The organism is Geodermatophilus sp. SYSU D00525 (genome assembly GCF_054050475.1).
This window is the reverse complement of the sequence record NZ_JBJGZK010000016.1, coordinates 30112-52475: the sequence shown is the minus strand read 5'-3', so window position 1 is coordinate 52475 and position 22364 is coordinate 30112. Positions and strand designations below refer to the sequence as shown.

Sequence of the window (22364 nt, the reverse complement as noted above, 5' to 3'; positions counted from 1 at the left end):
TGCGCCGTCCGCGCCCGGGCTCCTCCGAAGGACCTCTCGTGAACCACCGCACCACGAAGGCGGACCGCCCCGCACCCCGGGCCGTCCGCGTCGTCGACCGCCCGGTCTTCCTCAACCCCTCGGGACGCCGCTGGCGGCGGTTCCGGGCGGTCGGCCTGAGCCTGCTGGCCGTCTTCCTCGCCGCGGGGGCGGTCGTCGTCCCCCACGTGATCGCGCCACCGGCGCTCGGCGGCGCGCCCGTCCCGGACGGGCCGACGGTCGCCGACGTCGGCGTCCCGCCCGTGCTGGGTGCCGGCCCCCTGGTGCAGGTGGTCCGGCTGCTGCACGTCGACGGCGAGACCTACGCCCAGGAACCGTTCACCGGCCAGGTGGTGGCGCAGCTGCCGCCCGAGGACGTGGACGAGGCGGGGTCCGCGACCTACGCCCTGCGCCGCTACGGGTACGGCACGGGCGCGGGCCGGACCATCTCGCTGACCTTCGACGACGGGCCCCACCCCGTCTGGACCCCGCGCCTGCTCGACCTGCTCAGCCGCTACTCCGTGCCGGCGACGTTCTTCGTCACCGGGGACCAGATGGTCCGGTACCCGGAGATCATGCAGCGGATCGTGCGGGAGGGGCACGCCCTCGGCAACCACTCCCTCACCCACGTCGACGTCAACGTGACGACGGCGTTCCGGGAGCGGCTCGAGATCGCGGTGACCGACCGGGTCATGCGGGCGGAGACCGGCTACCGGACGGCGATCTTCCGGCTCCCCTACGAGGGGGACGACGAGGAGAGCATGCGCTACGACGCGCCGGGCATCCTCCGCGCCCAGCAGCTGGGGTACGTGGCGGCGTCACACGACTTCGACTCGCTGGACTGGGCCCACGCCAGCGGCCAGCGGGAGGGCGAGATCCCGCTGCCCCCGCTCGGGGAGCAGGACGACATCACGGTCCTGCTGCACGACAGCGGTGGCTCCGACCGCACGATGACCGTCGAGTACGTCGAGCGGCTGATCCTCGCCGCCCGGGAGGCCGGCTACACCTTCCACTCCATGCCCCAGGCGAACGCGGGGCTGGAGGACCTCGTCGGCCCGGCGCGACCGGACGTCTGGGACCGCATCACCGCGGCGGTGGTCTTCCTCCTCTTCGCCGTCCCGGCCCCCCTGCTCGAGGTCCTGTTCGTCATCGGGGTGGCCAGCATGCTCGGCTTCGGGCTGTTCAACACGGTGCTGGCCGTGACGCGGGCCCGGCGCCGGCGACGGCCGATCAACACCGCGACACCGGCGGTGACCGTCGTGATCGCCGCGTACAACGAGGAACTGGTCATCGTCCGCACGCTGCGGCACGTCCTGGCCTCCCGGTACCCGGTGCGCGAGGTGATCGTCGTCGACGACGGCAGCACCGACGGGACCGCCGCGATGGTGGGCGACGTGGCGGCCGAGGACGGCCGGGTGCGGCTGCTGCGGCAGGACAACGCCGGCAAGTGGGCAGCCCTCAACCGCGGCTTCGCCGCGGCGCGGCACCCGTACGTGGTGACGCTCGACGCGGACACCCTGTTCACCCCGGACACCGTCAGCCGGCTGGTGGAGCAGTTCCACTCGCCGCGGGTGGGAGCGGTGGCCGGCGTCATCAAGGTGGGCAACTACGCCCAGAACGTCGTGACGCGGTGGCAGGCGCTGGAGTACGTCACGCAGATCGGCGTCGATCGCGCGGCCGGTGCCCTGCTCAACGCGGTGATGATCGTCCCGGGGGCCTGCGCGGCGTGGCGCCGCGAGGCGGTGCTGGAGGCCGGCGGCTACAGCGACGCCACGCTCGCCGAGGACTGCGACCTCACGCTGATGCTCCACCAGCACGGCTGGCGCGTGGAACAGGCCGACGGGGCCGTGGCCTGGACCGAGGCCCCCGAGACCGTGGACGCCCTGCTCAAGCAGCGGGTCCGGTGGACGTACGGGACGCTGCAGGCCGTCTGGCGGCACCGCAACATGCTCCTGCGGCCCCGCTACGGCTGGCTCGGCGTGCTGGTCCTGCCCATGGCGGCGCTGACCATCCTCCTGCCGCTGGTCTTCACGCCCTTCATCACCGTCGTGGTCCTGCAGATGCTCGCCGACCGGGGACCGCTCGTGGTCCTGGCGTACTTCGGCGCCTTCGCCGTGGTCTACGGGGCGCTGGCCGCGGTCGCGGTGTGGCTGCTCCGGGAGCGCCCGGCCCACCTGCTGATGGTCCCGCTCTACCGGTTCATCTTCGAGCCGCTGCGGGCCTACCTGCTCTACGCCTGCCTGGGCACCGCGCTGCGCGGGGTGCGGCTCGGCTGGAACAAGCTGGCCCGGACGGCGAACATGGACGAGGGCCCGCAGGAACCGGTGCAGCCCCCGCAGCCCGCGGCGGTGCCGGCATGAGGCGCCGCAGACTGCTCCTGCTGGTCGCGGTGGCGGTCGTCCCGGTGCTGGTCGCCGCGGCGTTCGTCGTCCGGTGGGCCGTCTCCGACCGGTCCGCGCCGCTCGTCGCGGCGGCCTGGCTGCCGGCGTGGGACGACCGTGCGTCCGCGTCCCTGACCCCGGCGGTCGACGTCGGCGGGGTCACCGAGGTCAGCCCGACCTGGCTCACCCTCGGCACCGACGGGGCGCTGGTCGTGACCCAGCCGCCGGCCGAGGTCCGGGACCAGCTCCGGGACGCCGGTCTGCAGGTCCTGCCGACGGTCCAGAACTTCGCCGACGGCCAGTGGCAGGGGCAGGTGGTCGCCGACCTCCTCGCCGACGCAGGACGGGCCGAGGCGCACCGGGAGGAGCTGGTCCGGCTCGTCACGGAGAACGGGTGGGACGGACTGGACGTCGACTACGAGAGCCTGCCGCCCACCGCGGGACCGGTGTTCACCGAGTTCCTGACCGCCCTGGCCGACGACCTGCACGCCCGGGAACTCGAGCTCACCGTGGCCGTGCCCGCCCGCGCCGCCGACGACGACCCGGGCACGCTGGCCTACAGCTACCAGCAGATCGGCGCGGTGGCCGACCAGGTCCGGGTCATGGCCTACGACCACGCGTGGAGCGACAGCGCCGCCGGCCCGGTGGCCCCCGTGGACTGGGTGAGGTCGGTCGCCCGGTACGCGGTCGACCGGGTGCCGGAGGAGAAGCTGATGCTCGGGCTGGCGACCTACGGCTACGACTGGGTCGGCGAGCAGGGCGCGGTCCTGGGCGCCGCCGACGCGGTCGCCCTCGCCGAGCGGGTGGGCGCACGACCCCGGTGGGACGACGCCGCGGCGGCGGTCACCTTCACCTACACGGAGAACGGCCAGGAGCACACCGTCTGGTTCGAGGACGCGCGTGCCCTGGCCGCCAAGCAGGACGTCGCGGTGGAGCACGGGCTCCGCGGCGTGGCCATCTGGCGACTGGGCGGGGAGGACCCCGCCGTCTGGCCGACGGTGGCGGGGGTCACCACGGGAGGTGCGGAGGCATGAGACAGCGGGACCGCTACATCGACTTCCTGCGGGCCGCCGCGCTCGTCCGGGTCATCACCTTCCACGCCTTCGGCTGGGCGTGGCTGCCGCTGCTGTTCCCGTCGATGGGCATCATGTTCGCCCTCGGCGGCGGGCTCGTGGCCGGCTCCCTGGACCGGGCCGGCTCGGCCCGGGCCTTCCTGCGCAAGCGGATCCGCCGGCTGCTGCCGCCGTTCTGGGTGTTCGGCGGGGTGATGGTCGCCGTCATGCTGCTGCTGGGCTGGCAGGTGGGGCAGGACGACGGCTCGGCTCCGCTGACCTGGGACACGGCCTGGCTGTGGGTCGTCCCGCTCTCCGACCCGCCGGCGTCGTCGGCCGGGTACGAGTGGACGGCGCCGCTCTGGTACATCCGCGTCTACCTGTGGTTCCTGCTGCTCAGCCCCGCGATGCTGTGGCTGTTCCGCCGCTGGCCGCTGCGGACGATGAGCGTCCCGGTCGTCACGATGGGGCTGGTCACCCTCGGGTTGGTCAACTTCGTCGGGCGGACCCACGACATCGTCGTCGAGCTGTGCGTCTACGCCTGCTGCTGGATGCTCGGGTTCGCCCACCACGACGGCACGCTGCGCCGGCTGCCGCTGGGACGCACCCTCGCCGGCGGGGTCGCGCTCCTCGCCGCCGGCGCCTGGTACGCCTTCTCCCACCAGGCGGAGTACGGCTCGTACAACATCGACGACATCCCCCTGGCCGACATGCTCTACTGCCTGGGCGCGGTGCTCGTCCTGCTCCGCGTCTACCCGCGGTTCGGCTGGCTGGACCGGTTGCCGACGCTCGGCGCCGTCGTGTCGCTGTTCAACAGCCGGGCGATGACGATCTACCTGTGGGGCAACCTCGCCATCGCCATGGCGCCGGTCGTGCTCGGCGCGACGGTGCTCGCCCGGTACGACACCTCGGGTCCCCGCGGCATGGTCCTGGAGTTCGCCACCGCGTGGCTGCTCCTCCTGGTCGCCGTCCTGGTCGTCGGCTGGGTCGAGGACGTGGCCGCCGCGCGGCGGCCGCGGCTGCTGCCGTGGGACCGGGTCCCCCGCGCCCGGCGGGTGGTCCTGCGGGGCAACGTGGTCCGGGGGGCCGCCCCGGGGGCCGTCGACAGGCCGGCCCCGGCGGAGGAGCGCCGGAGCGTGGTGCGGGGCAACGTCGTCCGGGAGGCCGCGGGCACGGCGGAGGAGGCGTCCGGCCGGGCCGCTCCCGGCGCGGGACCCGTGCCCGCCCACCGGCCCGACCGGTTCCTCAAGCGCCTGGTGCCGCGGCCGCGGGCCCCGCTCGGCCCGCACCGTGCCCACGGGGCACCGGCGCGGCACTGACGGTCGCGGCTCCGGACGAGACGGTGGCGTGGGCCGGCCCCCGTGCCCGGCCCACGCCACCGTGGTCGACGTCCCCGGTGGGGACGGGGTCCCTCAGGCGGTCGTCTCGATGGCGCGGGCCAGGCGGACCTGCTCCTCGAGCACGTCGGTGATCCGGGCCTGCACCGCGTCGAGCTGGCCGATGACCTCGCTGGTCGCGTGGATGCCGGCGGTGACCTGGTCGCTGCTGGACTGGATGCCGGCGATCTGGTCCGACACCCGCTGCGTGGCCGCCGCCGTCTCCCGGGCCAGGTCCTTGACCTCGCTGGCGACGACGGCGAAGCCGCGGCCGAGCTCACCGGCCCGCGCGGCCTCGATGGTGGCGTTGAGCGCGAGCAGGTTGGTCTGGTCGGCGATGCCGGAGATGATCCGGATGACCTCGCCGATCGACGTCGACGCCTCGGTGAGGGCGGCGACCTCGGTGGTCATGGCCGACGCCTGGGACACCGCCTTCTCGGCGACCTCACCGGCCGCGGCGGCGGCCTCGCGCAGCCGGTCGACGCTGTCGAGCAGCTCGCGGGAGCGCTGCGCGTCGGCCGCGGCCCGGCGCAGCGTGTCCAGCCGCTGGCTGACCAGCTGCTGGACGTTGCGCAGCGCGGCGGCCCGCGACTCGGACAGCTCGATGGTCTCGGTGACGAAGAAGTCCATCGTCCCGATCACCCGGCCCCCGGCGGTGATGGGGAAGCAGACGCCGGACTTCACGCCGGCGCGCTGGGCGGCGGGCCGGCGCACGCAGTCGGTCACCTCCGCGAGGTCGCGGACGAAGACCAGGTCGCGCCGCTTCCAGGCGCGGCCGGACAGGCCCACGCCCTCGGCGAAGCTGGCGGCCAGGGTGACCGTGCGGAACTCCTCGCCGGCCGAGCCGGACTCGAGCTGGAAGCGCAGCACGCCCTCCGCCTCGTCCAGCGCCCAGAACGAGCCGTAGGCCCAGCCGAAGGAGGTGCGCACGCTCTCCAGCGCCGTCCGCAGGGCCGAGGCCTCGTCGGTGGCCTCGCCGACCCGGGTGACGACGGTGGTGACGGCGGCGCGGTCGTCGAGGGTCTCGCGCAGCGCGGCGGAGGCCAGGGCGGCCCGCCGGGCGTGGCCGAGCAGCCGGGTGATGGCCCGCCACTTCTCCTGGCGGACGCCGGAGAAGGGCAGCGGCGTGGCGCTGTGGAACTCCAGTACGGCGGTGACCGCGCCGTCGTCGACGGCGGGGAGGAAGCAGCCCTCCCGCGCGCCGGCGGCCCAGGCGGTCTCCCAGCGCACGCAGCCGCCGCGGCCGGCCGGGGCACCGGCCAGGTGGACGGTCTGCCGCTCGCGCAGCGCCTTCCCGCCCATCCCGGCGGACTCGGTCAGCACGCCGTCCCGCGGCCACGCGGCGGACATGGCCCGGGTGAGCGGGCCGCCCTCCCAGGCGAGGGCGAACGCACCGGTGGCGTCGGGCAGCCAGACCGCGCCGTACCCGAGGCCGCAGGTCTCCACGATGGTGCGGACGACCGCGACGTGGGCGTCGAGCACCGTCGTCACGCCGGAGTCGAGGGCCTCGACCACCTCCTCGAGGGTCTCGACGTCCCGGGGCATCGCCGTGGTCGCCGGCGTGCCGGACGGGTCCGGGTCGGTGCGCCGCCACATGGTCGTCCTCCGGGCTCGGGGACCCCCGGGGACGGTGGTCCTGCGCCGAGAGGTTCGGCAGCGCCGCCGCGGAGTGCAGCCGGATCGGAGCCGGAATCCGGCCCCGAGACCGGATCGCCACTCAGGCGGCGAGCGCGGGCTGCGTGTACAGCGCCGAGCGCCCGGCCTCCCAGGCGCCCAGCAGGTGCCGGGCGGCGAGCCCGTCGAGGGCGAGGGAGCAGGCCGCGCCGAAGAGCACGTCACCGAGGAGCACGGGGTCCTCGGCCACCAGGGAGCCGCACATGTCCACCGAGGCGATCTGCTCGTGGACGGCGTCGGCCTCGACGTGCTCGTCGTAGAAGACGGTCGTCGTCCCGTCGTGGCCGAGCCGGCGCAGCCCCGCGGAGTAGCGGCGGCTGGGCTCGGACGAGGTCATCTCCACGCAGGCCAGGTGGCCCAGCGCCGCCCCGCGCCAGCGGCGGTGCAGGCCGAACAGCGACATGGTGTTGACCGAGGTGAACGCGACGGCGGGCGCGTCGTCCCACAGGGCGCCGTAGCCGGCGTCCAGGCCCAGGTCGCGCATCATCCCGGCGAACAGCTCGCTGTGCATGCGCTCGGGGGCGCCGCCGCCGTACTCGTCGGCCTGGATCTCGACCATCGCGGCCTTGGCCCGGCCCGACAGCCGGGGGACGGCGAAGGTGTGCGGGTCGGCCTCCTTGAGGTGGTAGACCGACCGCAGGGTCAGGTACTCGCGCCACTGCTCGGCGGTGCCGCGCCTGGCCATGAACGACGACAGCGACGGGCCGTCGTCGGCGGCGATCAGCGCGGTCAGCTGCTGGTCGACCGGCTCGCCGGTGGGGGAGGGCGGGCCGGTGAGCTCGCGCAGCGCGGCGAGGTGCCGGCGCTCGAGGTGCGCGCGCAGCGTGATCAGGGCGGGGTCCCACTCGAGGGCGTCGTCGACGCCGTCGAGGCCCCGGTAGTGCAGCTCGTAGCACAGCGCCAGCGCCAGCTGCAGGTCGTCGTCGTGCAGGGGGTCGGCCGAGGCGTCCGCGGTGGTGCGGGCGAGGTCGGCGGTGGCGGGGGAGACCGACCCGGCGAGCAGGTCGTCGCGGAGGGCCGCGGACAGGGGGCCCCGGGCGAGAGGCAGGCGCATGGTCCCGCCCATGCCCAGCGTCGCGCACTTCGATGCACCGTGCGCGATGGGATGTCGCACGTCCGTGGCGGGCCGCCGGCCCGCTCCACCGGCCGGGCGCTGTTCTTCGGCCGGCTGTCGGGCAAGCTGGGCCGGCGCTCATCGGCGACGGCTCCGAACCCGTCCGGCTGTTCTGGGGGTACGTCCTGGGCGCCGCCGTCATGGTGCTCGGCGGCGTCGTGGCCGCGGTCCTCGGCGTCGCCGCCGAGGGGAAGTCGCTCGAGGACATCGCCACCCCGTCCGCGGCGCGCCGGCCGGGCACCCGCGCGGAGGGTTCGGCCCGGCCGCGGTACTGACAGCCGCGGTACGGACGGCTCCCCCGAGCGGGCGGCGCGGGCGGGGAGGAGGGTACGGACGTGCCCTTCGACCCGCCCGCGGGCGTGCTCAGCACCGCCGGTGCCGGCGGCTGGACGCTCGTCGAGCCGCTCACCTACCACGGCAACCGGGACACCTTCGTCGTCCCGGCGGGCTTCCGCACCGACCTCGCGTCCGTGCCGCGGCCGGTGCGGTGGCTGGTCCCGGAGTCCGGGCGGTACACGCTGGCCGCGGTGCTGCACGACTGGCTCTGCCAGGAGGGGATCGCCGCCGGCGTCGTCACCGCGCGGCAGGCCGACGGCATCTTCCGCCGGGCGATGCGGGAGGCCGGGGTGCCGGTGCTGCTGCGCTGGCTCATGTGGACGGGCGTGCGGTGGGGTGCGCTGACCGATCCCGAGCGGCGGCGCGGCTGGGTCCTCAGCGCACCCGGCGTGCTGGCGATCACGGCGCTGGCGGCGCCGCTGGTGCTGCCGCCGTCGCTGCTGGCCGTGCCGGCCCTGGTGGTCTACGCCGCCGCGGAGCGGCTGGTGTCGGGGGAGGCCGGGGTCCGTCCGTGGAGCCGCCGTCGTCGGTGGACGTTCGAGGACGGAGGGTTCCGGTAACGCCGCGGCTGGGTCAGACTCCGTGCGGGACGCGGGCGGATCGCCGGCGTCCGTCCCCGGTGACCACAGGAGATCCTGCATGTCCCTGCCCGTCCTGCGCCGCGCCACGGTGGCCGCGGCGCTGACGGCGACGATGACCGGCCTGGTCGTCGCCGCCGCCCTCGCGCCGGCCGGCGCCGCCCCCGGCGCTCCCGGCACCCCGGACCGGCAGACGCCGGTCGACGTCCAGCTGCTGGCCCTCAACGACTTCCACGGCGCGCTGGAGGCCCCGTCGGGGTCCGGCGGCCGCGTGCAGACCGGCCCCGACCCCGACGGCAGCGGCCCGCTGACCGCCCCGACGGTCAACGCCGGCGGTGTCGAGTACCTCGCCACCCAGCTCCAGCAGCTGGCCGCCGCGCAGCGGCAGGGGAACACCGTCACGGTCGCGGCCGGCGACCTCATCGGCGCCTCGCCGCTGCTGTCGGCCGCCTTCCACGACGAGCCGACGATCGAGGCCCTGAACCTGGCCGGCCTGGACTACGCCAGCGTCGGGAACCACGAGTTCGACGAGGGCTCGGCCGAGCTGCTGCGCATCCAGAACGGCGGCTGCCACCCGGTCGACGGCTGCGCCGACGGCACCCCGTACGAGGGCGCGGACTTCGAGTACCTGTCGGCCAACGCCTTCGTCACCGCGACCGGGCAGCCGCTGCTCGAGCCCTACGCGGTCCACGAGGTCGGCGGCGTCCGGATCGGCTTCATCGGCATGACCCTCGAGGGCACCGAGCAGATCGTCAGCCAGCAGGGCGTCGCGGGCCTGGACTTCGCCGACGAGGTCGAGACCGCCAACCGCTACGCCGCCGAGCTGCAGCGCCAGGGCGTCAAGTCGATCGTCGTCCTGCTGCACGAGGGCGGTGCCCAGAGCGGTCCCGACGCGTGGAACGTCGACCAGTGCAACGGCCTCACCGGCCCGATCGTCGACATCGCCACCGGCATGTCCGACGACATCGACGTCGTGGTCAGCGGCCACACCCACCAGGCCTACAACTGCCTGATCGACGGCAAGGTCGTCACCAGCGCCGGCAACAACGGCCGGCTGGTCACCGACATCGACCTGCAGATCAACTCCCGCAGCGGCGACGTCATGCGCGACCGGACGCGGGTCGACAACGTCATCGTCAAGCGGGACGTCGCCCCCGACCCGGCGCAGACCGCGCTGATCGCCCGCTACAACGCCGTCATCGGCCCCATCGCCAGCGAGGTCGTGGGCGACGCGGCCACCGCCATCGGCCGGGCCGCTGACGCCGAGGGCGAGACCCCGCTGGGCAACCTGATCGCCGACGCGCAGCTGGCCGACACCCGGGACGAGCGCGCGGTCGCGGCCTTCATGAACCCCGGCGGCGTCCGCGCCGACCTGGACGCCGGGCCGATCACGTACGGGGAGGCGTTCTCGGTGCAGCCGTTCGCCAACAACCTCGTGACCCTGGACCTCACCGGCGCCCAGCTCGACTGCGTCCTGGAGCAGCAGTACGCCCGCACCGGCAACGCGGTCGTGCTCCAGCCGTCGTCGACGGTGAACTACGTCGTCGACCCGGCGGCGCCCGCGGGCTCGGCGACGGACCCGTGCAGCGGTGCCCGGGTGAACGCCCTGGCGATCGACGGCGTCCCGGTCGTCCCCACCCAGGTCTACCGGGTGACGGTGAACAACTTCCTGGCCGGCGGGGGTGACGGCTTCTCGCAGCTCACCAACGGCACGAACGCCGTCACCACCTCGATCGACCTCGACGCGTTCACGGCCCACCTCACGGCCAACCGGCCGGTGAACGCCCCGGCGACCGACCGGATCGACCCGGTCGCCTGACACCCGCACCACCCCGTCCCGGCGGCGGTCCCCACCGAGGGGGCCGCCGCCGGCGCGCGTCCGGGGCCGTCCTGCGCCAGGCTCGCGGCATGACCGACACCTCCGGCCCGCCGTTCCGCGCCGACCACGTCGGCAGCCTGCTGCGCCCCGCGTCGCTGCTCGAGGCCCGCGCCCGGCATGCCGCCGGGGAGATCGACGACGCCGAGCTGCGCGGGATCGAGGACGAGGCCATCGCCGACGTCGTCCGGCTGCAGGGCGACCTCGGCCTGCGCACCGCCACCGACGGCGAGTTCCGCCGCGCCTCGTGGCACATGGACTTCATCTACGCCATCGGCGGCATCAGCAAGGTGACCGGCGAGGACATCGTCGTCCACTTCAGGAACGCCGACGGCACGATCGACTTCACCCCGGCCGGCCTGCACGTGGACGGCCCGCTGTCGATCGGGGAGCCGGTCTTCGGCGAGCACCTCGCGTACCTGCAGTCGCGGGTGGGGGAGGGGCAGACGGCGAAGCTGACCATCCCCTCCCCGTCGATGGTCCACTACCGCGGCGGCGCCGCGGCGATCGACCCGGCCGTATACCCCGACGAGGACGCGTTCTGGGACGCCCTGTCGGCGGCCTACGCGCAGCAGGTCCGGGGCGTCGCCGCGCTGGGCTGCACCTACCTGCAGCTCGACGACACCAGCCTGGCCTACCTCAACGACCCCGCCCAGCGGGCCGAGCTCGCCGCCCAGGGCCGCGACGCCGAGCACCAGCACGAGCGCTACATCCGGCAGATCAACGCCGCGCTGGCCGGCCGGCCCGAGGGCCTGACGGTCACCACGCACATGTGCCGCGGCAACTTCCGCTCCTCCTGGGTGGCCGAGGGCGGCTACGACTTCGTCGCCGAGGCGCTGTTCGGCGGCCTGGAGGTCGACGGCTTCTTCCTCGAGTACGACGACGCCCGCTCCGGCGGCTTCGAGCCGTTGCGGTTCGTCCCGCCGGGGAAGCGGGTGGTGCTGGGCCTGGTGACGACGAAGCGGCCCGCGCTCGAGTCGAAGGACGACCTCAAGCGGCGCATCGACGAGGCGTCGCGCCACGTGCCGCTGGAGCAGCTGGCGATCTCCCCGCAGTGCGGCTTCTCCTCGACCGTCGAGGGCAACGCGCTGACCCGCGACGAGCAGGTGGCCAAGCTGGCGCTCGTCGTCGAGGTCGCCCAGGAGGTCTGGGGCTACGCCTGAGCCCGGGCCGGCGGCACCGGGTCGCTGCCGCCGGCGCCGGGGCGGCAGCGGCGCAGCCGGCCGAGGGTCAGCCGCAGCCCGCGCAGCGTGCCGTGCCGGCGCAGCGCCTCCAGCCCGTAGGTCGAGCAGGTGGGCGTGAACGGGCACACCGGCGGGCGGGTGGGGCTGACCCGCTCCCGGTAGGCGACGACGAGCCGGACCGGCCAGCGCGCCGCCCACGGCGTCCCGGCCGGCGCCGGGGTGACCAGCGCCGCGGGCAGGGCCAGCCAGAGGAGGGTGAGCAGGCCGATCGCGTCGCAGCCCTCCGAGCAGCCGTCCCAGCCGTCGCAGGAGTTCCGGGAGGAGCGGGCGGAGCGGCGGCGGCGACGGCGGGTGCACCCCGAGCGGCTGGTCACGGCGGGGCATCGTGCAGGCCGCCGCCGGACCGGGGAAGGGGTTGCTGCACGGGTCGGGCCTGCAACGTCTCGTCCCTCGCGCCCCAGCCGCCCGCGCCGCCCCAGGCGTGGTCCGGAGTCGCGCCCGGGTTGCCGACCCTGGGGACGGGGCCCACGACGACCGCGGGGCCCGTCCGACAGGAGGCGCCCAGATGTCCGAGTCGCAGCCCGTGCCGCCGTCCGTGCCGCCGTCCGTGCCGCCGTCGCCCGGCCGCCGCTCCCGCCGGCTCACCGAGCTGCGTGCCGGGATGTCGGTCCTCGGCAGCGCGGCCGCCGACCTGGGTGTCGGCAGCCAGCCCGACGTCCGCGTGCTGCCCGACGGGCGGTTGTGGCTCGACGAGCTGGAGATGGCCGTGTCCGCCGCCGACGTCTACCAGGCCGCCCGCGGGCTGGTCGCCGCCCAGCTCGACGCCATCGCGCAGGTGACCGGCCGCCCGGTCGAGGACCACGCGCTGGCCTGGCTGGTCACGCTGCAGACCAACGAGGTCGTGGTGGCGGTGGAGGACGCGCCCGCCGTCGACGACGCCGCCTGACCCGTCAGGGGCTCCGGGGGAGCCGCCGGCGCGTGAGTCCGGGCACATCCGGGATGCGGCGCCGCCGCGTCCGCATTGACCCCTGGCGTGCCGAACCCCTGGGGACTCACGCGCCGCCGTGAGCTGGACAACTGCCGGGTGACGACCGCGGGCTGTCGACGCCGCGCGCGCTCGTCGTCCCTCCCGCAGAACCCCTGAAAGGCACCCCCGTGCTCGCACGTCTCCGCCGCGTCCCGTTCGCGGCGCAGGTCCTCCTCGCCCTCGTGCTGGGCGTCGCGCTCGGCCTCGTGGCCCGCGACCTCGGCCCCGTCGCCGACGGGACGCCCAACTGGCTCACCAGCACCCTGCAGACCGTCGGCCAGACCTTCGTCACGCTGCTCAAGGTCCTGGTCCCGCCGCTCGTCGTCACCGCGGTCATCGTCAGCATCGCCAACCTCCGCCAGGTCTCCAACGCCGCCCGGCTGGCCGGCCAGACCCTGCTGTGGTTCGCGATCACCGCGCTGATCGCCGTCTCCATCGGCATCGGCCTGGGCCTGCTCACCCAGCCCGGCCGCAACAGCGGCGTCGACGCGGCCGCGCAGGCCGCGCCCGAGACCACCGGCTCCTGGTGGGACTTCCTCACCGGCCTGGTGCCGGGCAACGTCCTCGGCCTGCAGGCCTCCGCCGCTGACGACGGCTCGATCGGCCTGTCGTTCAACGTCCTGCAGCTGATCGTGCTGTCGGTCGCGATCGGCGTCGCGGTGCTCAAGGTCGGCGAGCCGGCCGAGCCGTTCCTCGGCCTGGTCCGCTCCGCGCTGGCCGTCGTCCAGAAGCTGCTGTGGTGGGTCATCCTGCTGGCCCCGCTCGGCACCGTGGGCCTCATCGGCAACGCCGTGGCCACCTACGGGTGGGACTCGCTCGGCTCCCTCGGCGTCTTCGCGGGCTCGGTCTACGCGGGCCTCGCGCTGGTGCTGTTCGTCGTCTACCCGGTGCTCCTGCGCCTGCACGGCCTCTCGCCGCTGCGGTGGTTCGCCGGCGCCTGGCCGGCGATCCAGCTCGCCTTCGTCTCCCGGTCCTCGATCGGCACCCTGCCGGTGACCGAGCGGGTCACCGAGCAGAGCCTGGGCGTGCCGCGGTCCTACGCCTCGTTCGCCGTCCCGCTCGGGGCGACGACGAAGATGGACGGCTGCGCCGCGATCTACCCGGCGCTGGCGGCGATCTTCGTCGCGCAGTTCTTCGACGTGCCGCTCTCGCTCACCGACTACCTGCTCATCGCGCTGGTGTCGGTGGTCGGCTCGGCTGCCACCGCCGGCGTCACCGGCGCGGTGGTCATGCTGACGCTCACGCTGTCCACGCTGGGCCTGCCGCTGGCCGGCGTCGGCCTGCTGCTGGCGATCGACCCGATCCTCGACATGGGCCGCACCGCGGTGAACGTCGCGGGTCAGGCGCTGGTCCCGACGATCGTCGCCCGGCGCGAGGGCATCCTCGACCTCGAGCGGTTCCGCACCGGCCGGGCGTCCGCCCCGGTCGCCGCGGGGACCGGCGGGGTGGACGCCGACCTGCGGCAGCCCGCGGTCGCCTGATCCTCCGCCCCACCCGGCGACGGGCCGGGGACCCTCCAGGGGTCCCCGGCCCGTCGCCGCTTGCGCACCGGTGCCGCACCACGGGAGCGTGACGTCGGCGACGACGGTGGAGGTGGGACGTGCGCGACCTCGTCTACTACGTCGGGACGTCGGTCGACGGCTTCATCGCGGGCCCCGACGACGAGGTCGACTTCTACCCCCTGAGCGAACCGTTCACCGAGTGGATGGCGCTCGAGTTCCCCGACGCGCTGCCCACGCACGTGCGCCGGGCCCTCGGGGTGGACACCGCCGCCCTGCGCCGGTTCGACACGGTCGTCATGGGACGGCGCACCTACGACCCCGCCCTCGCCGCGGGCATCACCAGCCCCTACGCCCACCTGCGGCAGGTGGTGGTCTCGCGGTCGCTGGAGTCCCCGGCCCCGGAGGTCACCGTCGTCCGCGGCGACCCGCTGTCCGCCGTGCGCGCCCTCAAGCAGGAGCCGGGTCTCGACGTCTACCTCGCCGGCGGCGGGCAGTTGGCCGGTGAGCTGCTGCCCGAGATCGACCGCGTGGTGGTCAAGCAGTACCCGGTCGTGGCCGGCGCGGGCCGCCCGGCCTTCGGCGTGCGGTTCGCGCCCACCGCGCTCGTCCTGGACGACGTCCGCGTCTTCCCGGGCGGCCCCGCGGTGCTCACCTACACGCGCGCCCGCTGACCCCGGTCGGGGGGGCACATGGCCGCCCGCCGCTCCGACGTCCGCCGGGCCGCCGGCCTGGCCGTGCTGCTCGCTGCCTGGAACGACCTGCTGGTGCCACGGCTCCCCGAGCGGGCGTACACACCGGTGAACGCCGCGGCCGCGGCGACGCTCCTCGCGGCGGCCCGCTCCCGGGGGATCTCCCGGGCCGAGCGCGGCCTGGACCCGCGGCGGCTGCCCGCGGGCGCGCGGGAGGCCGGGACCTGGACCGCCGTGGTCGGCGCCGGGTACGCCACCGCCCTCGCCGTCCCGGCCCTGCGACCCCTGCTCGCCGACGCCCGCGTGACGGGACTCGGCACGCGGGAACTGGCCGTCCGGGTGCTGGTGCGCATCCCGGTCGGCACCGTGCTGTGGGAGGAGGTGGCGTTCCGCGGGGTCCTGCCCCCGGTGCTGCGGCGGGTGCTGCCCGCGCGGCGGGCGCGGGCTGCGGCGGCGGCGCTGTTCGGCCTCTGGCACGTGACGCCGACCGTGCGGACGCTCGCGGTCGCCGTGCCGGCCGCGGGCCCGCTGCGCCGGGCCGGCGCGGTCACCGCCGCCTGCCTCGGCACGGCGGGCGCCGGCGTGCTGTTCGCCCGGCTGCGCGAGCGCAGCGGCAGCCTGCTGGCGCCGGCGCTGCTGCACCTGGCGGCCAACGACCTCGGGGCGCTGGCGGCCGCGGCGGCCGGACGCCACCGGGGTCGACCCGGCAGCCGCTCCCCGTCGTCCCACGGGTCGGCGACCGCGGCGACGCCGGCCTCCCGCAGCGCCTCGTCGCGGGCCGGCCGGCACGGCCGCGGTGTGGAGCACCCCGCGGTGCGGGGTAGGGGGACCGGGCCCCGAGCCCACGGGGCGTCCCACCTCCCTCCGGAGGACCCGTGCCCGTGCTGACCTCCCTCCGTCCCGCCGGTCCGGCCCCGCGACGGGTCTGGACCGACGTGCCCGCCCTCGGCACCCGGGTGCACGCCCGGACCTGGCGCTCCGGCGAGGGCGCGGACCGCATCCCGGTCGTGCTGCTGCACGGGCTGGGTCTGTCCAGCCGCTACCTCGTGCCGCTGGGGCGGCGCCTGGCGGCCCTCGGACACGACGTGCTCGCACCCGACCTGCCGGGCTTCGGCCGCTCGCCGCGGGACCCGCACCTGCGCCGGCCCGGCGGTCCCGACGTCGCCACGCAGACCGGCCACCTGCTGGCCTGGCTCGACGCCTGCGGGGTCGGCCGGGCGAGCTTCTTCGGCAACTCGATCGGCGCGCAGGTCGGCGTCGAGCTCGCCGCCCGCCACCCCGAGCGGGTGGAGCGGCTGGTGCTGTCCGGCCCCACCCCGGACCCGCGGTACCGCCGGCCGTGGCAGCAGTACCCGCAGGTGCTGCGCAACCAGGTCTTCGAGGTCCCCACGCTGCAGCCGGTGATGCAGCTCGAGTACCTGTCCACGGGCGTGGCCCGGATGGTGCAGCAGCTGGTCCGCAGCTCGGACGACCCGATCGAGCGGCGGCTGCCCGACGTCGTCGCGCCGACCCTGGTGGTGCGCGGCCGGCACGACCGGACACTGACCCAGGCGTGGGCCGAGCAGGTCACCCGGCTGCTGCCCGACGGCCGGCTGGTGGTGATCGAGGGCGCGGCGCACAACGCCCACTGGTCGGCGCCGGACGTGTCCGCCCGGCTGGTGGACGTCTTCCTCTCCGGCGAGCTGGACCGCCGGGAGCCCATCGACGACGACGTCGTGCTGCCGCGGTCACGGCCGGGTGACCCGCTCGCCCCGGTCAGGCCGCTGCCGCCGACGGTGCACGCCGTCCTCGACGTCGTGAGCACGCTGGCGCTGCTCACCGTGCCGTGGACCCGGCCGTGGGGGCCGCGGACCCGCCTGCTGCTGGCCGCCTCCGGCGCGGCCGGGCTGGCCGACACGCTGCTCACCGACCACCCGGCCGGGCTGCTGCGCGTGCTGCCGCTGCCGGTCCACCTCAACCTCGAGGCGGCGGCCGGCCAGCAGCTGCTGCTCGCCGCCGCCACCTGGCTGCGCGGCGAACCGGTGGCCGGCCGGTGGGCCGCCGCCGTCCAGGGGACCTACGAGCTGCTGCGCGCCGCGACGGCGCAGGCGCCCGCGGGGCCGGCCCGGCTGGTCCCCGCCGGGCACTGACCGGACCCCCGTCGTTCCGGGTCGGGCTCGTCCGTGACGGGAGGACGCCGGGCCGGGGTGCCACGACGTCACCGGGTCGCGGACGCGCCCCCGCCGCTCAGGACCTCGGACAGACCGGTGAGGTCGAGCAGTCGCCGGGCCGACCCGCCGGGCGGCAGCACGACCTCCAGGTGGCCGGCCGCGGCCCGGGCCGCCTCGAGCAGCAGGCCGGCGCCGACGCTCGCGACGAAGCCCAGACGGGTGAGGTCCAGCAGCAGCGACCGACCGGCGGTGGCCTCGGCGAGCAGGGCCGTCCGCACCTCCGCGACGCCGGCGAGGTCGAGGTCGCCGGTCAGCTCCAGCCGGCGGCCTCCTGGCGCGTCCCCGGCCACCAGCGAGGCGGGGACGCCCGTCAGCGGGGCCGACCCCGGCGACGGTGGCGGTGGCGGGCTCGGTGGCGCCAGCCGGAACCGCAGCGCCGTGCCGCCCGTGCCGGGGACGACGTCGACGCCGCCGGCGAGCGCCGCGATCATGTCCAGCCCGCGGCCGCGGAAGCCGGGGTCGGCCGCCGCCGGCCGCCAGGTGCCCCCGTCGACGACCGTGGCCGCCACCCCGCCGTCGGGGTCGGCGACGAGCTCGACCTGCACGCGGCCCGGCTCGGTCGCGTCCCGGTAGGCGTGCTCGACGGCGTTGGCCGCGGCCTCCCCGACCGCCAGCTGCAGGTCCCCGGTGGTGTCGGGGGACAGCGCGGCCTCGTGCGCCCAGCGGGACACCTCCCGCCGCAGCCGCGCCAGCTGGGCGGGGTCCGCGGTCAGCTCGACGCGCAGGGGAGCGGGGTGCAGCCGGGCGGCGAGCACGGCGACGTCGTCGTCGGCGCCGGGGCCGCCCAGCAGGTCGGTGAGGACGCCGTCGACCAGCGCCGGCAGCGGCGCCGTCGCCCGCGCCCCGGCCGCCGCCGACAGCCGCGCGAGCCCCTCGTCGAGCAGGCTGCCCGGCCGCTCGACCAGGCCGTCGGTGTAGAGCAGCAGGGTCGCGCCGGGGGGCAGGACGCTCACCGTCTCCGGACGCCGGCCGGCGCCGGACACGCCGAGCGCCGGGCCGTGGCCGCCGTCGAGCAGCACGGCCGACCCGTCGGAGGTGAGCAGCAGCGGCGGGGGGTGGCCGGCGGTGCTGGCGGTGAGCCGGCCGGTGGCCGGGTCGAGGACCAGGCAGGCGACGGTGGCCAGCCCGGCGCCGTCGATCCGCCCGGCGAAGCCGTCGAGCAGCTCCAGGGCCCGCGCGGGCCCCTCCCCGGTGAGCAGCACGCCCGACAGCGCGCTGGACAGCCGGCCCATGACGGCCGCCGCCGAGGCGCCGTGCCCGACCACGTCGCCCACGACCAGCGCCGTCCGCTCGCCGGGCACGGGCACCACCTCGTGCCAGTCGCCGCCGGCGGACGTGCCGGTGACCGCCGGCAGGTAGCGGGCGGTCACCGTCAGCCGCTCGGAGGTGGGCAGGTGCGCCGGCAGCAGGCTGCGCTGCAGGGTGTCGGCCATCTCCCGGCGCACGTCGGCCAGCGCGGCCCGCTCCAGCGCCCCGGCGACCTGCCCGGCGACGGTGAGCAGGAACGCGCGCTCGGCGGCGTCGAAGGCCCGCGGCCGGTCGAAGACCACCGCCACCGCACCGACCAGGCGCGGACCGGCCAGCAGCGGCAGCGACGCCGTCGCCTGGGTCTCCGGGCGCAGGTACGGCGCCATCTCCGGGTAGCCGGACACCAGCGCCTCGCGGTCGGGCAGCCACACCGGGCGGCGGGTGCGGGCGGCCTCGGCCAGCGGGGCCGGCGCGGTCAGCCGGATGGTGGTGAACCCGGCGGCCCACCCCGGGGAGTCGCCGTGGACGTCGACGGTGTGCAGCAGGCCGTCCTCGCCGAGCACGCACACCGCGACCACCGCCGCGCCCAGCGACTCGTGCAGGCGCGCGGTGAGCGCGGCGCCGGCCTCCGCGGCGGTGCCGGCGGCGGCCAGGGCCACCGCGAGGTCGTGCAGCTGGCGCTGCCGCTCGGCCAGCCGCTCCGCGGCCACCGTCGTCGCGACCAGCCGGCCGAGGTCGCCGGCGAGCTCCCGGTCCGCGTCGTCGAAGCGGCGGCCGGCGTCCGCGGCGGCCAGGGACAGCATCCCGACCCGCTCCCCGCCGGTCACCAGCGGCACGACCAGGCGGGGGCCTGCGGCGAGCGGGTCGGCGGGCAGCGGGGCCGGCGCGCGCCCGGTGGCCTCGTCCCGCAGTGCCTCGGTCACCGCGCCGACGACGAACGGCTGCCCGGCCTCCACGGACGGGCGCAGCTCCTCGGGGACGACGAGCAGGGGCACGCCCGTGAGGCCCGGGGCGGCGTCGGCGGGAGCGGCGGCGACGATGCTGTGGCGGTCGTCGTCGCCGCGCAGCCACACCAGGGCCCGGTCGGCGAGCTCCTCGACGGCGAGCGCGGCCACCGCGGCCAGCCGGTCCTCCACCGCACCCGGGGCGGCCAGCGCCTGGCCGGCGGCCGCCAACAGCTCCGCGGCCCGTTCCCGGCGCCGGGCCTCGGTGACGTCGAACAGGACCGCGTGCAGCGTGCGGGCGGTGCCGTCCTCGTCGCGGGCGACGTGGCCCAGGTGCTGCAGCCACACCCACCGCCCGTCGGCGCTGCACACCCGGTAGGTCAGCGTGAAGTCGACCGCGCCGGCGTCGACCTCGCGGCGCACCTGCTCCAGCACGGCGTCGTGGTCGTCGGGGTGCAGGATCCGCGACCACAGCCCCTCGTCGGCCAGCCACCGCGAGGCCGGGTAGCCGAGCAGCTCCTCGGCCCGCTCGTTGACGAAGGTGAGCCGCAGCGTGGCCGGATCGCGCTCCCACACGATCGCGTTGAGGCCCGCGACCGTCGCCTGCAGCCGGGCCACGCTCGCCTCCGCGGCCCGCCGGGCGATCTGCTCCGCGATCCGGCGGGCGGCCTGCGCGGCGAGGGCCGCCTCGGTGGCGCGCCGCTCGGTGACGTCCAGGAGGCTGCCGCGGACCAGCCGCCGGTCGGGGTCGGGCAGCCGCAGCAGGGTGACCTCGCACGGGACGTCGGTGCCGTCGGCGCGGCGGTGGGTCCAGTCGAAGCGGGGCCGCTCGCCGGCCAGCGCCCGGTCCAGCTGCGCCGTCGCCGCCTCCCGCGAGGACCGCCCGTCGGGCTGCTCCGGCGGGCTGACCTCGACCGGCCCCACCTGCAGCAGTTCGGCCCGGTCCATGCCGAACAGCTCCTCGGCGGCCCGGTTGACCATGACGAACCGGCCCGCGTCGAGGTCGAGGATCACGACGGCGTCCGGGGCGTACTCCACCAGCGCCCGGTACCGCCGCAGCTCCGCGCGGTCGTCGCCGTGCGGGGCGTCCTCGGGTGGATCCGGCGCGTCGGACGCGTCCACGACGTCTCCCGTCGGTCGGGTGCCCGCCCCGCATCTGAGCCGCTGCCCGGCATTCTGCCTCGGCGGACGCCGTCTGCGAACCCCCCGGCGGGACCGCGCCGCCGGGCCACGCGCCCGGACGCGGTGCAGGGCGGTGGTCAGGGGCAGGCGGACTCCCGGGCACGGCCCCGGGGCGACGACGCCGGCCCCGGGTCCGTGCCCGCGGTCAGGACGTCCTCGCCCCGGCCAGGACCGGCTCCCGGCCGGAGGACGGTGGTGCCGTCGCGTCCCGCAGCTGCGCGACCCGGCTCCGGGCGAGCTGCCACGCACCGGGGACGGCCCAGAAGGTCCAGGCGATGTAGACGAACTGGAGGGGCAGCCGCAGCCACGGGTGCGAGGCGCCGGGGAGGCCCTCGATCCGGACGCCCGCCGCGGCGACGTAGACGTTGGCGGGGAACACGGCGACCAGGTACGCCGCGAGGGCGAGAGCCACCTCCCGGCGCCGGCGGTGGGGCGCCGCCAGGCCCACCCCGAACAGCACCTCGAGCAGCCCGGTCCAGAAGACGACCCGCTCCCGCGCGGGCACGAGGTCCGGCATGTGCTGCACGAAGGGCTCCGGCTTCAGGACGTGGGTGACCCCCGAGAAGGCCATCGTGGTGGCCATCGCCACCCGGGCGGCGTCCGGCGGAGGGCGGCGCCGGTGCAGCCGAGAGGGGAGCAGCCGGGCGAGGGCGTAGGTCCCGACCAGCACGACGAGGAGCACCATGGCTGGACCTCCCGGTCCGTTCTCCCGGGGACCGTTGTCTGGGTGACCGTTGTCTGGGTGGCCGTCGCCTAGGTGACCGGGGACGGCGGCGGTGCGGAGCTGGCCGGGCGCAGCAGGCGCTCGATCGCGTCGTCCCACGCCACGGGGAGCTCGTCGCCGCGACACGTCCACGACTCGAACCGCGTGGGCCGCATGTGCGGGCGCAGCGTCGCCATGACGGCCGCGTGCGGCATCTGCCGCGCGAAGCGCCCCAGCGCCGCGTCGTCGGTCCACGCGGACAGCGTCCAGAACGTCCTGGCGAGCGGCTGGGCCCGCAGGCTGTACCCGACGAGTCCCTCGGTGCGCTCCAGCTGACGGACGACCGCGACGGTGAGCCCCACGAACCGCGGGACCTGCACCAGCGACCGGAGCGGCAGCCGGCTGGCCAGCACCAGGTACTCGTCGTCCGGGACCGGGGAGAGGCGGCGACGCCACGGCACGGTGGGCACGTCACGCCTCCGGCCGTGACGACGCCGGGGGAGCGGGGGTGCGCACGGGCCGCGCCAGGCGCTCGTAGCGCGGGCGGAGCGCGAGCCGGTACAGGACCCGGAGCAGCAGCGGTTGAGCGGCCAGCATCTCCGCGCGTTCGGCCGGGGTCGCGTGGTCGAGCACCCACGGCCCGGCGAACACGACGGCGCGCGCGCCGACGACCTTCCACGCGGCCTTGCCCAGGGCCGTGAACTCCTCGGCCGTGAACTCGCGCCGGTACCGGGAGAAGGCGACGTCCTCCTCGTGGGGGAGGTGTACCCCGAGGATCTCCTGCAGTGCCTGCGCGGCACGGACGGCCTCCTCCAGGTCCCGTTCCCACCTGCTGCCCCCGGCGGCGGCGGGCAGTGCCCGGAGGCTCTCGCCCATGACCGCCAGGCGGTCGGCGAGCACGCGGTGTTCTCCCTCGAGCTCGCCGTCCGCGTCGGCGAAGGTCGGGTCCCGTTCCAGCAGCGCGGGATAGACGACCGCCTCCTCGGCGGTGTGGTGGTCGTGGATGGCGCCCTCGTACCTGGCGTACCAGGAGGCCAGCGCGGACAGCCGGTCCGCGTCGGCCGGGTGCGCCGAGGCGACGAGGGTGCGCAGCCGCTCGGCGTCCGTGCGCATCGCACGGTGCTCCAGGTAGCTGGGGCGGAGATCCGGCCGGGTGTCAGCGGTCATGAGAGGCCCCGTCTCTCCCCCGTGGACGGCGTGGTGCACGTTGGGGACTGCCGCGTGCCCACCCTGGCAGCGGCGCGCGGCACGGGGAACCGACTTTGGACTC

At 76.2% G+C, this 22364-nt stretch carries 19 protein-coding genes; 12 read left to right on the top strand and 7 right to left on the bottom strand.

The features are described 5' to 3' along the window. Nucleotides 1–38 precede the first annotated feature (38 nt). From ACI796_RS14695 to ACI796_RS14685, 3 genes are read left to right on the top strand one after another with little or no spacing between them, the layout of a single operon-like run. Nucleotides 39–2378 (top strand): bifunctional polysaccharide deacetylase/glycosyltransferase family 2 protein, encoded by a 2340-nt coding sequence (locus tag ACI796_RS14695; RefSeq protein WP_456941968.1) that lies wholly within the window; start codon nt 39–41, stop codon nt 2376–2378. Next, nucleotides 2375–3433: a glycosyl hydrolase family 18 protein gene (locus ACI796_RS14690; protein ID WP_456941967.1), complete on the top strand. Its 1059-nt coding sequence runs from the start codon at nt 2375–2377 to the stop codon at nt 3431–3433. The genes ACI796_RS14695 and ACI796_RS14690 overlap by 4 nt, the downstream gene beginning before the upstream one ends. Continuing rightward, entirely contained in the window at nt 3430–4770 is a 1341-nt protein-coding gene (locus ACI796_RS14685; RefSeq protein WP_456941966.1) for an acyltransferase family protein, read from the top strand. Before ACI796_RS14690 ends, ACI796_RS14685 begins: the two co-directional genes overlap by 4 nt. Nucleotides 4771–4863: 93 nt before the next feature. On the opposite strand, the gene ACI796_RS14680 is transcribed toward ACI796_RS14685, so the two are convergent. Together ACI796_RS14680 and ACI796_RS14675 are read right to left on the bottom strand one after the other, a co-directional pair. Then, on the bottom strand, nt 4864–6423 hold the full coding sequence (locus ACI796_RS14680; protein ID WP_456941965.1) for a methyl-accepting chemotaxis protein: 1560 nt from the start codon (nt 6421–6423) through the stop codon (nt 4864–4866). Nucleotides 6424–6544: 121 nt separating this feature from the next. Further along, nucleotides 6545–7555 (bottom strand): iron-containing redox enzyme family protein, encoded by a 1011-nt coding sequence (locus tag ACI796_RS14675; RefSeq protein ID WP_456941964.1) that lies wholly within the window; start codon nt 7553–7555, stop codon nt 6545–6547. Between the two features lie 200 nt (nt 7556–7755). On the opposite strand from ACI796_RS14675, the gene ACI796_RS14670 reads away from it, so the two are divergent. The 4 genes from ACI796_RS14670 (at nt 7756) to ACI796_RS14655 (ending at nt 11568) form a co-directional block, all read left to right on the top strand. After that, a complete protein-coding gene (locus ACI796_RS14670; protein ID WP_456941963.1) occupies nt 7756–7890 on the top strand; it encodes a hypothetical protein in 135 nt (44 codons plus the stop codon). Between the two features lie 60 nt (nt 7891–7950). After that, nucleotides 7951–8511 (top strand): DUF1353 domain-containing protein, encoded by a 561-nt coding sequence (locus ACI796_RS14665; protein ID WP_456941962.1) that lies wholly within the window; start codon nt 7951–7953, stop codon nt 8509–8511. A 79-nt stretch (nt 8512–8590) separates the two neighbouring features. Then, entirely contained in the window at nt 8591–10348 is a 1758-nt protein-coding gene (locus ACI796_RS14660) for a bifunctional metallophosphatase/5'-nucleotidase (RefSeq protein ID WP_456941961.1), read from the top strand. Between the two features lie 89 nt (nt 10349–10437). Beyond that, on the top strand, nt 10438–11568 hold the full coding sequence (locus tag ACI796_RS14655; RefSeq protein ID WP_456941960.1) for a 5-methyltetrahydropteroyltriglutamate--homocysteine S-methyltransferase: 1131 nt from the start codon (nt 10438–10440) through the stop codon (nt 11566–11568). Here the strand turns inward: ACI796_RS14655 and yidD are convergent. Next, nucleotides 11559–11963 carry a membrane protein insertion efficiency factor YidD gene (gene yidD, locus ACI796_RS14650; RefSeq protein ID WP_456941959.1) on the bottom strand — a complete coding sequence of 135 codons (405 nt, stop codon included), beginning with the start codon at nt 11961–11963 and terminating at the stop codon, nt 11559–11561. The two genes, ACI796_RS14655 and yidD, sit on opposite strands and share 10 nt — an antisense overlap. Nucleotides 11964–12154: 191 nt before the next feature. Here yidD and ACI796_RS14645 point away from each other — a divergent pair, with 191 nt between their 5' ends. The 5 genes from ACI796_RS14645 to ACI796_RS14625 all read left to right on the top strand — a co-directional run bounded on the left by ACI796_RS14645 (nt 12155) and on the right by ACI796_RS14625 (nt 16936). Next, complete coding sequence (locus ACI796_RS14645) at nt 12155–12535, top strand: hypothetical protein (protein ID WP_456941958.1); 381 nt, start codon at nt 12155–12157, stop codon at nt 12533–12535. Between the two features lie 209 nt (nt 12536–12744). Beyond that, nucleotides 12745–14097: a dicarboxylate/amino acid:cation symporter gene (locus ACI796_RS14640; RefSeq protein ID WP_456941957.1), complete on the top strand. Its 1353-nt coding sequence runs from the start codon at nt 12745–12747 to the stop codon at nt 14095–14097. 119 nt (nt 14098–14216) lie between these two features. Continuing rightward, a complete protein-coding gene (locus tag ACI796_RS14635; protein WP_456941956.1) occupies nt 14217–14789 on the top strand; it encodes a dihydrofolate reductase family protein in 573 nt (190 codons plus the stop codon). 18 nt (nt 14790–14807) lie between these two features. Then, on the top strand, nt 14808–15695 hold the full coding sequence (locus ACI796_RS14630) for a CPBP family intramembrane glutamic endopeptidase (protein ID WP_456941955.1): 888 nt from the start codon (nt 14808–14810) through the stop codon (nt 15693–15695). Next, nucleotides 15689–16936 carry an alpha/beta fold hydrolase gene (locus ACI796_RS14625; protein ID WP_456941954.1) on the top strand — a complete coding sequence of 416 codons (1248 nt, stop codon included), beginning with the start codon at nt 15689–15691 and terminating at the stop codon, nt 16934–16936. The genes ACI796_RS14630 and ACI796_RS14625 overlap by 7 nt, the downstream gene beginning before the upstream one ends. 68 nt (nt 16937–17004) lie before the next feature. On the opposite strand, the gene ACI796_RS14620 is transcribed toward ACI796_RS14625, so the two are convergent. From ACI796_RS14620 to ACI796_RS14605, 4 genes are all read right to left on the bottom strand, one after another. After that, on the bottom strand, nt 17005–20331 hold the full coding sequence (locus ACI796_RS14620) for a SpoIIE family protein phosphatase (protein WP_456941953.1): 3327 nt from the start codon (nt 20329–20331) through the stop codon (nt 17005–17007). Nucleotides 20332–20536: 205 nt separating this feature from the next. Continuing rightward, complete coding sequence (locus ACI796_RS14615; RefSeq protein ID WP_456941952.1) at nt 20537–21076, bottom strand: DoxX family protein; 540 nt, start codon at nt 21074–21076, stop codon at nt 20537–20539. Between the two features lie 68 nt (nt 21077–21144). Then, the gene (locus ACI796_RS14610; RefSeq protein WP_456941951.1) at nt 21145–21564 is read right to left on the bottom strand and encodes a hypothetical protein; all 420 of its coding nucleotides are present in this window, start codon (nt 21562–21564) and stop codon (nt 21145–21147) included. A gap of 1 nt (nt 21565) precedes the next feature. Next, the gene (locus tag ACI796_RS14605; protein ID WP_456941950.1) at nt 21566–22261 is read right to left on the bottom strand and encodes a hemerythrin domain-containing protein; all 696 of its coding nucleotides are present in this window, start codon (nt 22259–22261) and stop codon (nt 21566–21568) included. Nucleotides 22262–22364: the final 103 nt, after the last annotated feature.

Coding starts and splice junctions, on each gene's coding strand:
- ACI796_RS14690 (WP_456941967.1), top strand. CDS start 2,375: ATGAGGCGCCGCAGACTGCTCCTGCTGGTCGCGGTGGCGGTCGTCCCG.
- ACI796_RS14685 (WP_456941966.1), top strand. CDS start 3,430: ATGAGACAGCGGGACCGCTACATCGACTTCCTGCGGGCCGCCGCGCTC.
- ACI796_RS14680 (WP_456941965.1), bottom strand. CDS start 6,423: ATGTGGCGGCGCACCGACCCGGACCCGTCCGGCACGCCGGCGACCACG.
- ACI796_RS14675 (WP_456941964.1), bottom strand. CDS start 7,555: ATGCGCCTGCCTCTCGCCCGGGGCCCCCTGTCCGCGGCCCTCCGCGAC.
- ACI796_RS14670 (WP_456941963.1), top strand. CDS start 7,756: ATGGTGCTCGGCGGCGTCGTGGCCGCGGTCCTCGGCGTCGCCGCCGAG.
- ACI796_RS14660 (WP_456941961.1), top strand. CDS start 8,591: ATGTCCCTGCCCGTCCTGCGCCGCGCCACGGTGGCCGCGGCGCTGACG.
- ACI796_RS14655 (WP_456941960.1), top strand. CDS start 10,438: ATGACCGACACCTCCGGCCCGCCGTTCCGCGCCGACCACGTCGGCAGC.
- ACI796_RS14645 (WP_456941958.1), top strand. CDS start 12,155: ATGTCCGAGTCGCAGCCCGTGCCGCCGTCCGTGCCGCCGTCCGTGCCG.
- ACI796_RS14630 (WP_456941955.1), top strand. CDS start 14,808: ATGGCCGCCCGCCGCTCCGACGTCCGCCGGGCCGCCGGCCTGGCCGTG.
- ACI796_RS14615 (WP_456941952.1), bottom strand. CDS start 21,076: ATGGTGCTCCTCGTCGTGCTGGTCGGGACCTACGCCCTCGCCCGGCTG.
- ACI796_RS14605 (WP_456941950.1), bottom strand. CDS start 22,261: ATGACCGCTGACACCCGGCCGGATCTCCGCCCCAGCTACCTGGAGCAC.